This window comes from Janthinobacterium sp. SUN120 (assembly GCF_030397735.1).
GTDB classification, from domain to species: Bacteria; Pseudomonadota; Gammaproteobacteria; order Burkholderiales; family Burkholderiaceae_D; genus Janthinobacterium; species Janthinobacterium kumbetense.
Map to the genome: position 1 here is coordinate 141,243 of NZ_JAPUBW010000008.1, position 14,318 is coordinate 155,560.

At 60.3% G+C, this 14,318-nt stretch carries 10 protein-coding genes; 5 read left to right on the plus strand and 5 right to left on the minus strand.

The window, feature by feature from the left end:
* Positions 1–184: 184 nt before the first annotated feature.
* On the minus strand, positions 185–1,432 hold the full coding sequence (locus O0879_RS27930) for a hypothetical protein (protein ID WP_289919896.1): 1,248 nt from the start codon (positions 1,430–1,432) through the stop codon (positions 185–187).
* A 35-nt stretch (positions 1,433–1,467) separates the two neighbouring features.
* On the minus strand, positions 1,468–4,317 hold the full coding sequence (uvrA, locus tag O0879_RS27935; RefSeq protein WP_251351697.1) for an excinuclease ABC subunit UvrA: 2,850 nt from the start codon (positions 4,315–4,317) through the stop codon (positions 1,468–1,470).
* Positions 4,318–4,698: 381 nt separating this feature from the next.
* Here uvrA and ssb point away from each other — a divergent pair, with 381 nt between their 5' ends.
* From ssb to O0879_RS27955, 4 genes are all read left to right on the plus strand, one after another.
* A complete protein-coding gene (gene ssb / locus O0879_RS27940) occupies positions 4,699–5,208 on the plus strand; it encodes a single-stranded DNA-binding protein (RefSeq protein WP_034781209.1) in 510 nt (169 codons plus the stop codon).
* Positions 5,209–5,424: 216 nt separating this feature from the next.
* The gene (locus O0879_RS27945; protein ID WP_289919899.1) at positions 5,425–6,900 is read left to right on the plus strand and encodes a UbiA family prenyltransferase; all 1,476 of its coding nucleotides are present in this window, start codon (positions 5,425–5,427) and stop codon (positions 6,898–6,900) included.
* Positions 6,897–7,262, plus strand: a complete 366-nt coding sequence (locus tag O0879_RS27950; protein ID WP_289919900.1) for a hypothetical protein — start codon at positions 6,897–6,899, stop codon at positions 7,260–7,262. The genes O0879_RS27945 and O0879_RS27950 overlap by 4 nt, the downstream gene beginning before the upstream one ends.
* Complete coding sequence (locus O0879_RS27955; protein ID WP_289919903.1) at positions 7,262–8,503, plus strand: glycosyltransferase family 39 protein; 1,242 nt, start codon at positions 7,262–7,264, stop codon at positions 8,501–8,503. Before O0879_RS27950 ends, O0879_RS27955 begins: the two co-directional genes overlap by 1 nt.
* A 98-nt stretch (positions 8,504–8,601) precedes the next feature.
* Here the strand turns inward: O0879_RS27955 and O0879_RS27960 are convergent, their stop codons facing one another.
* A complete protein-coding gene (locus tag O0879_RS27960) occupies positions 8,602–9,018 on the minus strand; it encodes a hypothetical protein (RefSeq protein WP_289919905.1) in 417 nt (138 codons plus the stop codon).
* 275 nt (positions 9,019–9,293) lie between these two features.
* Here O0879_RS27960 and O0879_RS27965 point away from each other — a divergent pair, with 275 nt between their 5' ends.
* Positions 9,294–9,692 carry a hypothetical protein gene (locus O0879_RS27965; protein ID WP_289919907.1) on the plus strand — a complete coding sequence of 133 codons (399 nt, stop codon included), beginning with the start codon at positions 9,294–9,296 and terminating at the stop codon, positions 9,690–9,692.
* Between the two features lie 89 nt (positions 9,693–9,781).
* Here the strand turns inward: O0879_RS27965 and O0879_RS27970 are convergent, their stop codons facing one another.
* Positions 9,782–13,363: a M1 family aminopeptidase gene (locus O0879_RS27970; protein WP_289919908.1), complete on the minus strand. Its 3,582-nt coding sequence runs from the start codon at positions 13,361–13,363 to the stop codon at positions 9,782–9,784.
* Between the two features lie 10 nt (positions 13,364–13,373).
* Positions 13,374–14,291, minus strand: coding sequence for an ABC transporter ATP-binding protein (locus O0879_RS27975; RefSeq protein ID WP_289919910.1), 918 nt, complete (start codon positions 14,289–14,291; stop codon positions 13,374–13,376).
* Positions 14,292–14,318 lie beyond the last annotated feature (27 nt).

Below are 14,318 nucleotides of genomic sequence, written 5' to 3' on the forward strand. Positions count from 1 at the left end.
TTAGCGTCAAGCGGCGCCTGACAAGCTTGTCAGGTGTGAAGAGTTGTAGTGGGGGAGAAACACGCCGGCAAAGACTGGCGTGAGATAAATGACACGCCGGCAATGACTGGGGTGCTAGCAAAAAGAGAAACGGCGCGGATTGCATGAGCAATCCGCGCCGTTTTTTATTGCGCGTTTGAGGCGTCTAGCCTGTCTGGGCCGGCACGAGATAAATCGGATAGACCTCGTCCATCATTGCTGGACACTCATCCGGCTTTGCCTTTGGAAATGTGACGGACAGGGGCGCTGTCTCATGCAAGCGGTCTTCCACTTCCAGCACGCCTGCGTAGGCCTTGACCTCGCGTGGGGCAGGCGCCTGGCAATCGCCGACCGCCAGTTCGCGGCCATTGCCATGAAAGCTGCTGCCATGGGCGATGTCGGTACACAGGGACGGCCAGTATTGGAATGAAAAAAAGCGTCCTGGCGGCGCGGTTTGCTGCCTGTCTTCCTGATGTAATTTGTGCCGCATGAAGTACATCACAAGCGACTCATACGCGTCGTAGGCTGGTGGCCAAGCCAGTTGCAAGGGCTGGCTGGCCAGCTTGGCGGTCCTGGAGCAAGTGCCACCCTGCGCCATCTGCAAACGCTCACGCCGCGGTGCGCCGTCTGTGCGAATGGAAAATTGGCCTGGGGCATTGATGCGCAAGGGCGTGGTGCCCATGCGCAGCACCGCTGTTAGCTTGCGCTCTGTAGAGCGATAGCTGATGTCGTACAGCTTGCCAGGCTTGAAGCCTTCGCGCGCCTCGATCCTGTATAAGCCATAGGAGGCATCGATTTCCTCGCTGACCTCACGCAAGCCCTGCTGCATGGCGAAGCGCTTGACGGCATCGCTCGGCCCCTCCGGTTCCGGTTTGTCCCAGCTCCGTTCCATGGCTTTCACTCCGCGGCATATCGGCATGGACGCGTTCTTCTCTTCGGCGCATTGCTGCATTTCCGGGCTGGCCAGATAGTAAATATAGGGCTGTACTCCCATCTGTTTTTCCACGCGCAATCGTACCGCCACCGGTGTCAGCTTGCGCCCCGTACCGCGTTCGATAATACGAAACCGCTTGGTGGAAAGGGGGACTGGCGGGCCGACAAGGATATGGCCATCCTGATCCCTGAGCAGGAAATCGGGAGATTGATTTGGAAGAAACAGGATGCCGCGTGCATTGGCAGGCACCGTGACCACGGCCGGCTTGCCGGATGCGGCCGGTGCCGCATGGAGGAACTCGCCGGATATCCCCTGCATGCAGGAACACGCCACCGCCACGCTGGACGACAGCAACCATGACGTGGTTACGCAATGGCGAACCCAGCTGGATAAACGTGAAGGGAAGTGCGGCATGTTTTCTCTGAAAGCCGGTGCTGTGACCAGAGAAAATAGTTTCCCATAGAAAAATCCCCCGGACAAGATCATTCGCCGGGGGATCGAGCGGGAGGCGCGGCTTATTGCTTGAGCAGCGGCCCCAGGTATTTACCCGTCACGCTGGCCGGATTCAGGGCCACGTCTTCCGGCGTGCCCGTGGCGATGATTTGGCCGCCGCCGGCGCCCCCTTCGGGACCCAGGTCGACGATCCAGTCGGCCGTCTTGATGACGTCCAGGTTGTGCTCGATGATGACGAGGGTGTTGCCCTGGTCGCGCAGGCGGTGGATGACCTTTAACAGTAAATCGATGTCGTGGAAGTGCAAGCCCGTCGTCGGTTCATCGAGGATGTACAGGGTGCGGCCCGTGTCGCGCTTGGACAATTCCAGCGACAGTTTCACGCGTTGCGCCTCGCCGCCGGACAGGGTGGTGGCGCTTTGCCCCAGCTTGATGTAGCCCAGGCCCACGTCGAGCAGGGTTTGCAGCTTGCGCGCGATCAAGGGGACCGGTTTGAAGAATTCATGCGCCTCTTCCACCGTCATGCCCAGCACTTCCGTGATGTTCTTGCCCTTGTATTGCACTTCCAGCGTTTCGCGGTTGTAGCGCTTGCCGTGGCACACGTCGCATGGCACGTAGACGTCGGGCAAGAAATGCATCTCGACCTTGATCACGCCATCGCCCTGGCACGCTTCGCAACGTCCGCCCTTCACGTTGAACGAGAAGCGGCCCGCGCTGTAACCGCGTTCCTTGGCCGTCGGCACGGTGGAGAACAGGTCGCGGATCGGCGTAAACAAGCCCGTGTAGGTGGCGGGATTCGAGCGCGGCGTGCGGCCGATCGGCGCCTGGTCGACGGAAATGACCTTGTCGAAGTGTTCCAGGCCGCTGATCGAGTCGTGCGGCGCCGGTTCCGTCTGCGAACCATACAAATGGCGCGACAGGGCAGGATACAAGGTATCGTTGACGAGCGACGACTTGCCCGAGCCGGACACGCCCGTGACGCACGTCATCAAGCCCACCGGCAAGCTCAGCGACACCTTTTTCAGGTTGTTGCCCGTCGCGCCAGTAATGAGCAACTGCTTTTCCGGATTGCTGGCGTGGCGCTTGGCCGGCACGGCGATTTTCAGCTTGCCGTTCAGGTACTGCGCCGTCAGCGATTTCTTGTTCTTCAAGATCTCGGGCAAGGTGCCTTCGGCGATGATTTCGCCGCCGTGCACGCCCGCGCCGATGCCCATGTCGACGATATAGTCGGCCGTGCGGATGGCGTCTTCGTCATGCTCGACCACCAGCACGCTGTTGCCGATGTCGCGCAAGTGTTTCAAGGTTTCGATCAAGCGGTCATTATCGCGCTGATGCAAGCCGATCGACGGTTCATCGAGCACATACATGACGCCCGTCAAACCGGAGCCGATCTGCGACGCCAGGCGGATGCGTTGTGCTTCGCCGCCGGACAGCGTGTCGGCGCTGCGGTCCAGCGACAGGTAATCGAGGCCCACATTGTTGAGGAATTTCAGGCGCGAAATGATTTCCTTGACCACGCGGTCGGCGATCTCTTTCTTGGCGCCCGTCAGTTTCAGTTTTTCAAAGAATTCCAGCGTCTCGCGCAGCGGTTTTTCCGCCACTTCATAGATGGCGCGCTGCTGCTTGCCCGTGCCGACCTTGACGAAGCGCGCTTCCACGCGCAGGCGCGCGCCATCGCATGAGGGGCAGCATTTTTCATTGATGAACTTGGCCAGCTCTTCCTTGACGGCCATCGAGTCCGTTTCGCGGTAGCGGCGCTGCAGATTGTTGACCACGCCTTCGAACGTGTGTTCCTTGATGACGGTGCGGCCCCGTTCATTGACATAGGTAAACGGAATCACTTGCTTGCCGGAACCGTACAGCACGGCTTGCTGGGCATTCAGTGCCAGCTGTTCGAACGGCATGTCCAGGTCGAACTCGTAATACGCGGCCAGGTTCGACAGCATCTGGAAGTAAAACTGGTTGCGGCGGTCCCAGCCCTTGACGGCGCCCGAGGCGAGCGACAGGTTCGGGAACGCGACGATGCGTTTCGGGTCAAAGAATTCAATGTGTCCCAGGCCGTCGCATTCGGGGCAGGCGCCCATGGGGTTGTTGAACGAGAACAACCGCGGTTCCAGTTCCTGCAGGGAATAGCCGCACACATTGCAGGCGAACTTGTTGGAGTACACGTGTTCCTGGGCCGTATCCATTTCGTAGGCGATGGCGCGGCCGTCGGCCAGGCGCAGGGCCGTCTCGAAACTTTCCGCCAGGCGTTGCTTGATCTCCTGGTTCACCTTGACGCGGTCGATGACGACGTCGATCGTGTGTTTTTCCGTTTTCTTTAATTTCGGGAGGTCATCAACTTCATAGATTTTCGCCGCGTGCGTGCCGCTCTGCACGCGAAAACGCACGAAGCCCTGCGCCTGCATCTGCTCGAACAGGTCTACGTGTTCGCCCTTGCGGTTGGCGACGACGGGCGCCAGGATCATCAGCTTGGTGTCTTCCGGCATGGCCAGTACGGCGTCGACCATTTGCGACACGGACTGGGCGGCCAGCGCGTTTTCCGGATGATCGGGGCAGTAGGGTGTGCCCACGCGCGCATACAGCAGGCGCAAATAGTCGTGGATTTCCGTTACGGTGCCCACCGTCGAGCGCGGGTTGTGCGAAGTTGCCTTCTGTTCGATGGAGATGGCGGGAGATAATCCCTCGATCAGGTCGACGTCCGGTTTTTCCATCAGCTGCAGGAACTGGCGCGCATACGCCGACAGCGACTCGACATAGCGGCGCTGGCCTTCTGCGTACAGGGTGTCGAAGGCCAGCGAAGACTTGCCGGAGCCGGACAAGCCGGTAATCACGATCAGCTTATTGCGCGGCAAATCGAGATTGATATTCTTGAGGTTATGCGTGCGAGCGCCGCGAATGCGGATCTGTTCCATGTGATTGCCTTGCTTTCAGTGAGTGGTGCGGCCGGCGCATTGTGCCTGGGTGCAGATGAGGAGCCACAACGGGTCAACCTGTTACTATAGCCGGGTTTTGCTCTGCATGCCTGAGGCAGCCACGGGCGGATTGCGCCGCCAGGCGAACGTGCCCTGACAAAGTTTGATACAGATGCGTGCAGACGTTCAAGCACTGTATATAATACCAGTATTCAAGTTTCTTGTTTTCACCTGCCGTGAAAAAAACGTGCTGCCGCACGGGAGAGGGCGTCCGCCAGAAAGCGGGTGCTTTGCGCCGCGTGGTCGCTTATAATCCTCGTTTAGTACACTAAACTAACGCGCGGGACACCGGCTCCCGCTGCAGTTCATCAGGAGTTATTCATGGCATCAGTCAACAAAGTCATCATCGTCGGCAATCTGGGCCGTGACCCGGAAATCCGCTACATGCCTAGCGGCGACGCGATCGCCAACATCGCCGTGGCCACTTCGTACAAATCGAAGGACCGCAACACGGGCGAACAAAAAGAATTGACAGAGTGGCACCGTATCTCGTTCTTCGGCCGCCTGGCGGAAATCGTCGGCCAATACCTGAAAAAAGGTTCGTCCGTCTACGTGGAAGGCCGCCTGCAAACCCGTAAATACACGGACAAGGACGGCGTCGAGAAGTACGCAACCGACATCATCGCGGAACAGATGCAAATGCTGGGCGGCCGTTCCGGCATGGGCGGCGACGCCGGCGGTGGCGATGACAGCTACGGCGGTGGCGGCGGCTATGAAGCCCCGGCCCCACGCCAGGCACCGGCCCCGCGTCCGGCACCAGCCCCGGCGCCACGTCCGGCACCGAAGCCGGCGCCGAACTTCTCGGACATGGATGACGATATTCCGTTCTAAGACGCACTACGGCTCGTTGCTGCATAACGCCTCGCAAATCCTGGATTTGCGAGGCGTTTTTATTTGTTGTTGCGGGTCTCTTTTTTTGCGGGTCTCTTTCAGGTGCTACGGGCGTTCAGCTCAAGCAGATAACCGCTCTCTTCCTTGATATATGTTGGTTATCGCCATCGTGGCTCCCCCTATAATTTAATCACTGCTTTCAGCACTCCATCTGCCATGCCACACCAGAATCGGGAGAAAATGGTGGCTATTTCGACCAAAGCGCCCCTGGTTGTCGATCTTGACGGCACGCTGACGCCAACCGATACCCTGCTGGAATCCGTCATCCAGGTGGTGAAGCACTCCCCGCTCAATGTGCTCCGCATGCCGTTCTGGCTCATGCGAGGGCGGGCGGGCTTCAAGGAAGCCATTGCGGCGCATGCCGGCATCTCGGGCGAACACCTCCCTTACCGCGCGTCCCTGCTGGATTACCTGCGCGAGGAAAAGCGCAAGGGCCGCATGATTGTCCTGGCGACGGCGGCCCACCATTCGATTGCCCGCAACGTGGCCGGGCACCTGGGCCTGTTCGACAAGGTGCTGGCGACGCAGGACGGTCGCAACCTCAAGGGCAAGGCCAAGCTGCAAGCCATTCGGGAGCAGGTCGGGCCATGCTTTGTGTATGCCGGCGACAGCAAGGCAGATATTCCCATTTGGCAAGCCGCCGAGGCGGCGGTGCTGGTGGATGTCGCCTGGAATACGGCCCAAGCCGTGCGGCGGCACGTCCCGATCGAACGCGAGTTTCCGGGAGCGAGCGGCGGACTTGGCGTGTGGCTCAAAGCCTTGCGTGTCCACCAGTGGTTAAAGAATCTGCTGCTGTTCGTGCCCCTGCTGACGGCATTTTCCTTCCTCGACCTGGGCAAGATGAGCACCATGGGCGTGGCTTTCATGGCGTTCTCCTTGGCGGCTTCCGCCACCTACATGGTCAACGACTTGTGGGACCTGGAAAGCGACAGGGCGCACCCCCGCAAGCGGCTTCGCCCTTTTGCCAGTGGCCGCCTGCCGATTCTGAAGGGCCTGGTCGTGGCCGCGGGAGCCTTGCTCCTGGCCCTCGTTCTGGCCTGGTCCGTGTCGAATGCCTTTCTCCTGATGCTCGTGCTTTACCTGGTGCTGACCAGTGCGTATAGCTGGGTGCTCAAGGAATACGTGCTGATCGACGTGCTCATGCTGTCCTTGCTGTATACCTTGCGCATCCTGGCTGGTTCCGTTGCCATTGGCACTGCCACGAGTTCCTGGTTGCTGGCCTTCTCGGTCTTCATGTTCCTCAGCCTCGCCCTCGTGAAGCGCTGTGCGGAGCTGGTCACCCTGGAAGGAAATGGCAAGGCAGCCACGCGTGGACGGGATTACCGGGTGAGCGACCTGGCCGTGTTGTGGCCCCTGGGGGGCGGGGCGGCACTCTCCGCCGTGGTGGTGTTCGGGCTGTTCATCAGTGCACCGGAAACGCAGGGACGCTACGGCACCCCGCAGATGCTGTGGCTGGTTGCCCTGGGATTGATTTACTGGCTTGCGCGCCTGTGGGTGAAAACTTCCCGAGGTGAAATGCACGATGATCCGGTGATTTACGCCCTCAAGGACCACGGCAGCCGCATGACCGTCTGCGCCATGGTGGCCGTCATGCTGGGGGCGCATTTTCTGGTGTTGGGTACTTACCCATGAACACGTTCTGCATTGCCATCCTGAGCATCGCGCTATCCGTCATGGCGCAGTTCTCATTGAAGACCGGCATCTCCGGTGACGGGGTGCAGGCGATGATGGCGCAGCCCAAGTCATTCATGACTCTCATGCATATCCTCACGGACAAGTATGTGCTGGGGGGATTCCTCCTGTATGGCCTGGGGGCGGTGGCCTGGCTAGGCGTGCTGTCGCAATGGGAAGTGAGCAAGGCCTATCCGCTGGCAGGCCTGGGATTCGTGCTCACCTTGCCAATCGCCTGCCTGCTGGGCGAGCAGGTCAGCCTGTCCCGTGTGATGGGCGTGGCGCTGATTTGTGCGGGGGTGTTTTTGGTGGGGAGGAGTTGATGAATAACAAGCATGATGCCCAACAACAGCGAGATTGGCTGTGGCTGGCAATCATCGCAGGCATCGGCCTTGCCCTGAGGGCGGCGGCGATTGCGGGCTTCCAGCATGTGCCGGAAGGCGATGAACTTGCCTACAGGAGCATGGCGCTTAACTTGCTTGGCGGGAATGGCATCGTCGACAGCATGGGCAACCGCGCGATGTATAACGTGGGCTATCCCCTGTTGATACTCGCGCCTGTCTTTTTCCTCTTTGGCGACGATCTCCTGGCGGTTCGCCTGGTGAACATGTGCCTGGGCGGCGCGGCAATCGTGCTGTGCTACCTGGTGGCCAAAGAGGCTGGCGCAGGCCGGTCGGGGCGTCTCATCGCCGCGGCTGCCTGGGCGCTCTATCTGCCAAGCGGCATCTACGGGATCTATCTGGCGAAGGAAAACCTGATGATTCCCCTGATGCTGGGTGTCATGTGGTGTGCGCTGAGACTGGCACGCCAGCCCTCGAAGAGCGTGGCGGCCGGGAGCGGAGTACTCTTCGGTCTGTTGGCACTGACGGGCAATGCCGCCTTGTCACTGCTTGCAGTCCTTGCATGGGCGTTGCTGCTGTCTCCCGCATCGACGGCCCGGCGGGCAAGCCTGGCCATGCTCGCGCTGTCAGCGGCGCTGGTGATTTCCGCCCCATGGCTGCTCCGGAACATGCAAGTGATAGGCGCACCTGTCTTGAACACCAATGGCGGCTTCAATCTGTATTTGGGTAACAATCCCGCCGCGACAGGCATGTTCATTTCCATCTCGGAAACACCACGCGGCCCCACCTGGGATGCCCTTCGGAAAACGGGAGAAGTCCAGGCTTCCGAGACCTTGAAACAGGAGGCCATTTCCTGGGTGAAGGCCCACCCGGCAGCGTTCCTGGCATTGGCAGCGAAAAAAGCGGCGTACTTCTGGACGCCTCCCCTGCATGAGGGAAAAGGCAACCAGTCGCCGGCAGAAAAGCTTGTGCGTCTGCTGTGGGCGATACAGTTCCTGCTCCTGATTGCCGGTGCTATCGGGACTGTGCTGATGCCAAGGCTCAGGAATCGGCAGGTCGCCCTGCTCTGGCTGGCGCTTGCGTGCTACACGGGCGTTCACATGCTGTTTTACGTGATCTTCCGATACCGTGAACCCATGATGCCGGTCCTGGCAGTGATGACGGGCCTGGTGCTGGAATCGCTCGTGGCCGCCCGACGCCAGGCAGCGCATCCGGCCAGATAAGACAGGGGCGGCGCTCCCGCATCTCATTGGCCCCTTGCCGTAACATGGGGAGCATGTGGTGGCGAACGCGCCTCTTGCGCTGTCATGGCCGCGGAGACTCAATTGTGCAGCCGCATCTCCAGGCTGTAGCTGGCCACGGCATTCCTGCGCGCCGCATTGCGCATCAAATACACCTGCACCGTGTACTCGCCATCGGCCGGCAGCGTTGCCTCATAACTGTTGCCGCCGCTCGAGCCGATGAACAGGGCGTCCTCCTGCCCGGCTTGACGGAGGTTGAAATAATTCGACGGTTGATTGGTCTTGAGCTTGACGCCGAGAGTCTGGCCCGCCTTGCCTGCCAGCGTGTATTCGGCCGTGGCATAGCCCTTGATCTTGCCTTTCACGCTGAGCGCAGCCTTGCCTGCCGTCAGTTCTACTGTTTCCTTGTGGACAGCATCGGCGCTCCAGGCGGGCGCCGTGAAAACGAGGGCCGCCAGCAGCAGGCTGGCGCGGATGGGCAGGTGACGATGCAGCATAGGCAATTCCCCTTGAACGTGGTGCCGGCGCACTCGCCGACGATACCGTCCATCTTACGCTAGGCGCTCGGTGGCGGCATCTTGATTGGCGCCGGCGTGATGTATGCCTATAATTCCTATTGTTCGGCATAAGCGGACAGATAATGGCGGGTTGAACATGCCCGCTTGATTATTTTTATATCGCTGAGCGTAGCGTGGCCGCAATATGCTGTGCGTATATTACGGCCATTGGTGCGCAGATAATGTCACTGGCTTAATTGAAGAAAAATCTTGTAATGCATATAGCTGTCGATTCATCAGGTTCGCAATGGCTGGTTCTGGAGCGCATATTCGGCAAGGAAAAGGGATGGCTGCTTGCATCGCTGGCGAATTTTCAAAAAAGAAAATATCTATTTCTCTTGTGCGATGTGCTGGCATTGATTTCCATCCTGATCGGACTGGCGTGGACTTTGTATCCAGGACGTATTTTTCTGCAATCTTTTCCAGTCAGCATAGTGTTATTGCTACTGGCCGGAAAAGGGCTGCGTTTTAAAACGGCCGCCGTGCCGCCCGTGGCCTGCCGGGAAAGACTGGATATCTTTTTAAAAATCCATCTGGGGCTATTGCTCCTTGCCATGATGTTCTGTGTGGTACAGGTGGGCTGTGCGCTGCGCCAGATCTTTTTTCTGGCCTGAAAAAGTACCGGGTCCGCCGTAAAAAAAACAGGCCGCGCTATCACGGATAGGGCGGCCTGTTTGCGTTGCATCAAGGTTTCATTGCAGCCTTAATTCACGCTGACTTCCTTGCGGTTATCGCGCGAGACCCGGTCGATCATCTTGTTGTACGGATCGACACCCACTTCAAATGGTTTTTCCTTCACCGTGATGGTGACCACGGGGTCGCTGCCGGACAACATGCGCTTGTCGGTGAACAAGACTTTTTCATCCTTCTCCCCGGCGCCCGGCGCGCGCGCGAAGATGGCGATCTCCACCGGTTCATCGTAGGCACGCGGGCTTTCCTTGCCCTTGCCGTCGGACTCCAGCTTGGCCAGGTGCAATTGCATGGTGACATCCCACTGGCCATCCGGGCGCTTGACGGCCGTCGCTTGCGTGACGCGGTTATCGTAGAACACGATCTTCTCGAACAGGTCCGTGATCAGGGCTTGCTTGTCCTGCGGCGCTTCGGCGCGGATGTAGGCCAGCAATTCCGACGATGTGGTGAACGGCGCCTGCTGGTAACCCTTGTCCTGCAGATAGCGTTTCAGGGCACGGTTCAGGGCGGCTTCGCCGATTTCATCGCGCAGGCGGTAGAACACCAGGCTGCCCTTGTTGTAGTGGATGTATTGCTGTCCTTCCACACGCGCCAGCGGCAATTCCTCGATGGCTTCGCCGCCGCGCCCGCTCAGGTAGCGGTCCAGTTCATAGCGCAGGAAGCGGCGCATCTTGTCGCGGCCGTATTCCTTTTCCATCACCATCAAGGCCGAATATTGCGCCAGCGATTCCATCAGCATGCTGGCACCCTGCACATTGGCGCCGATCACCTGGTGGCCCCACCACTGGTGCGCCATTTCATGCGCCGTGACGTAGAACACATAGTCGATGTCATCCTTGTTGCGCAGGTCGGCGATGAAGCCGATGCCTTCTGAATACGGAATCGTGTTGGCAAACGACTGGGCGAAGCTCTGGTAGCCGGGGAATTCCAGGATGCGCACCTGCTTGTGCTGGTAGGGCGTAAACTCGGTGCTGTAATAGTCGAGCGACTTTTGCACGGACGTGATCATGCGATCCGTGTTGTAGCCGTGTTTCTTGTCGAAATAAATTTCGATCGGCAAACCGCGCCACGCACCTTTCTTGACTTCCCAGCGCGCCGACAGGTAGGCAAAGAACGGCAGCATCGGCTGGTCCATCTTGTAGCGGTAATAGCGGCGGCCATCCTTTTCCCAGCTGCCTTGCAGATAGCCGGGCGCCAGGGCGATCTGCTCGCCGCTGGTGGACACCGTCGTGTCGAAATGGATCCAGTCGGCATCGCCGCCCAGCACCGTGTTGCCATACGCGGACGTGTCTTCCAGCTTGGCCATGCGCTGCGGTTCGCCCAGGCCCCGCTTGCGGCGTTCATTGCGGTCAAGCAATTCCATTTCCTTCGCATAGCCGAAGTGGGGGAAATAAGCCTGGTTGTTGAAGAAGCTGCCGTTCAGGTTGACCTGGTCCGGCGCGCCGCTGTTGGTGAAACCCTGGTGCGTGACGGCCACCGTGAAGTCCAGCGGCAGGGTGGCGCCGGGCGCCAGCGCTTGCGCCAGCTTGAGGATGCTGAAACCGAGCTCCTTGTCGTCGAGTACGACCTTGTGCGCCGGCAAGTTCAACCACGTCGTCTTCAGTTGCGGGTCGAGCTGGATGCGCAGGGTATCGAGCGGCTGCGCCGTCTTGTTTTGCAGCACATAATGGCCCTTGATCAAGACTTTACGTTGCTCAGGATAAATATCCACATTGGCCTGGACATCCGTGATCTTCGGCTGGGGCAAGTGCTGGTAGCGCTGGTACAGTTTTTCGTAGCGCGCCTGCTTGTCCATGCCGATGTTCGACGTCTCGTACTTGTTCAGCACGTTCGTGTTGTAGAAGATCCAGCCGCCCGTGCCTGCCCAGCACAGCAGCACCATGGCCAGCGCGGCGCCTGCACGGCCTTGCAGGCGCTGATGGGCCAGGCCCACGCGCGCGCGCCAGCCGTTCGGCAGGCCGCGCACCCAGAACGCCTGCGCCAGCATGACGAGGGCCACGGTAAACAGGCTCCAGTACAGCGCGAACCAGGCCCAGCCCGTCAAGAAGTGGCCATAGCCATTCATGTCCGAATACGGGATGGCCGGCGTGCCGCCAAACGCGTACAGATTGTGTTCGAAGTGCAGCATGCCCTGCACGGCTTGCGCCACCATCAGCAGGATCACCAGCAGGTAGCCGATGAACTTGTTATTCGACAACACTTGCAGGGTGAGCGCGCACAAGCCCATCAGCACGAAGAAGAGGGCGCCCAGCAGGGTGCCTTTCAGGTACAGCCCCAGTTCCACGGGCGCGCCGCCCTTGACGAGCTGGAAGCCGATGGCCGTGAGGACGCCCGCCAGCAGGTAGCCGGCGATGACGCCGATCAGGGCCGTGCATTTGGCCAGCAGGGGAACCCAGTCGGGCACGGGCATGGCGTCGCTGACGTCGGCGATCCGCGCTTGCCGTTCCTTGAAGATCAGTTCGCCCGCATAGAAGGTGACGATGATGATCAGGAGGAAGCTGAAGCTGTTGCTGATCTGCTGTAACAGCAAATGTGTCATCGGATACACGGCCGTGCCATACATATTCTTGCCGACATTCGCGGCAGCGATCAGGTTGATCATGCCGAACAGCAGCATGACGAGGAAGGGCAGGCTCTTGAAGACGCCGACGGCGTCGAAGCGCAGGATTTGCCACCACTGGCGCCAGGCTGTCGCCGCCGTCAAGGTGGGGACGCTGCGCGGCAGGTCCCGCGGCGCCGTGACGGCGGGGCCGCCCGTTTCGGCCTTGTGCTTGCCGAACAGGCGTTTTCCCGTGCCCGTGCGCTGCGGCTTGAACAGGATCACGGTGGCGGCGAACAGCACCGCCGTGATACCCAGCCACAGCAGGCGGTTGGCCAGCAGGAAGCCGGCAAACGGCGGCAGCCCCGCGTTCGCTTCGGCGGACGTGAAGTAGCGCGTCATGCGGCCCAGGGCGCGCATGCCGAACGGGTCGAGCAGGACGGCGATCCATTCGTTGTTGATGTCGCGCGTAAAGGCGCCAGCCGTGCCCCACAGCACGAAAAAGCCCAGCACGCCCACGTAGACCAGCATCATCGAGCGCGTGGTGGCCGCCAGCAGCATCAGCAGGGCGCCGATGAAGAGCAGGTTGGGGATCACCATCACGGCGAAGCTCCACGCATACGCCTGCAGCGGGAACGCGCCCACGCGCTGCGCATCGACCCAGGGCATGAGGGGGCCGAGCATGGTGCCGAAGGCGATGCAGGCGAAGATGACCAGGCAGGCGACAAAGCCGGCGGCGAAGCGGCCGAACAGGTAGTCCCATTTACGCATGGGTGTGGCGAACAGCATGTCGGCCATGCCCACTTCGCTGTCGCGCAGCACGGCGCCGGCGATGAAGATGGTGATGAGCAACATCGACAGCAGGCTGAACATTGTCAACAGCTGCGCCACCACGGTGGGCGCATTGCGGTTGATGTTGCCGATGGCGCCGCCGATCTGGATCGAATCGCTGCTGCTGGCGCCAAAGGCCAGCAAGGCCAGGATGACGGCAAATACCCACAGCAGCGGCTGTTTCAGCTGATAGCCGAGGTCAAACTTGAAAAATTCCTTCCACATGGCGCGCTCCTTACGCCGCGACGGCGGATGGTGCCGCAGCGGGAACGGCGGCGCCGTTGCGGGCGGCGTTGCGCACATGCAAGAAGTACACGTCTTCCAGGTCCGGGGCGATCTGCACGAAGCCGCTGTCGGGCTGGCTGTCGGCATACACATTGATTTGCGGCTTGCCGCCCACCAGGCGCGTCGACAGCACATTGTGCGACTGCTGGTACTGCGCCAGCTCGTCCATGCCGACGCTGCGGCGCCACACCTTGCCGAGCAGGGTGTCGATGGCCGCCTGCGGCTCGCCTTGTACCAGCACTTGCCCCTTGACGATCATGGCCATGCGCGGGCACAGGTCCGTCACGTCGTCGACGATGTGGGTCGACAGGATCACCACCACCTGCTCGCCGATCTTCGCCAGCAAGTTCAGGAAGCGGTTGCGTTCGTCCGGGTCCAGGCCGGCCGTCGGCTCATCGACGATCACCAGGCGCGGCGCGCCCAGCAGCGCCTGGGCGATGCCGAAGCGCTGGCGCATGCCGCCTGAATACGTGCCCAGGTTGCGCTTGCGCGCTTCCCACAGATTGGTTTGCTGCAACAGGGCTTCCACGGCTTCCTTGCGCGGCCCCTTCTCCGTCAAGCCTTTCAGGACGGCAAAGTGGTTGAGCAGGGTTTCCGCGCTGACCTTCGGATACACGCCGAAATCCTGCGGCAGATAGCCGAGCTGGCGGCGCAGGCCGGCCTTGTCCTGCAGCACATCGATGCCATCGAAATGGATGCTGCCGCTATCGGGATCTTGCAATGTCGCAATGGTGCGCATCAGCGAGGACTTGCCCGCGCCGTTAGGCCCCAGCAAGCCGAACATTCCGTTGGGAATCTCCAGGCTGACATTGTTGATGGCCTTGACGCCATTCGCATACGTTTTGTTCAGCTGTTTGATCGATAGCATGTGCAGCACTCTCCAGAGCTTGGGTAT

Coding starts and splice junctions, on each gene's coding strand:
- uvrA (WP_251351697.1), bottom strand. CDS start 4,317: ATGGAACAGATCCGCATTCGCGGCGCTCGCACGCATAACCTCAAGAAT.
- ssb (WP_034781209.1), top strand. CDS start 4,699: ATGGCATCAGTCAACAAAGTCATCATCGTCGGCAATCTGGGCCGTGAC.
- O0879_RS27945 (WP_289919899.1), top strand. CDS start 5,425: ATGCCACACCAGAATCGGGAGAAAATGGTGGCTATTTCGACCAAAGCG.
- O0879_RS27950 (WP_289919900.1), top strand. CDS start 6,897: ATGAACACGTTCTGCATTGCCATCCTGAGCATCGCGCTATCCGTCATG.
- O0879_RS27955 (WP_289919903.1), top strand. CDS start 7,262: ATGAATAACAAGCATGATGCCCAACAACAGCGAGATTGGCTGTGGCTG.
- O0879_RS27960 (WP_289919905.1), bottom strand. CDS start 9,018: ATGCTGCATCGTCACCTGCCCATCCGCGCCAGCCTGCTGCTGGCGGCC.
- O0879_RS27965 (WP_289919907.1), top strand. CDS start 9,294: ATGCATATAGCTGTCGATTCATCAGGTTCGCAATGGCTGGTTCTGGAG.
- O0879_RS27970 (WP_289919908.1), bottom strand. CDS start 13,363: ATGTGGAAGGAATTTTTCAAGTTTGACCTCGGCTATCAGCTGAAACAG.
- O0879_RS27975 (WP_289919910.1), bottom strand. CDS start 14,291: ATGCTATCGATCAAACAGCTGAACAAAACGTATGCGAATGGCGTCAAG.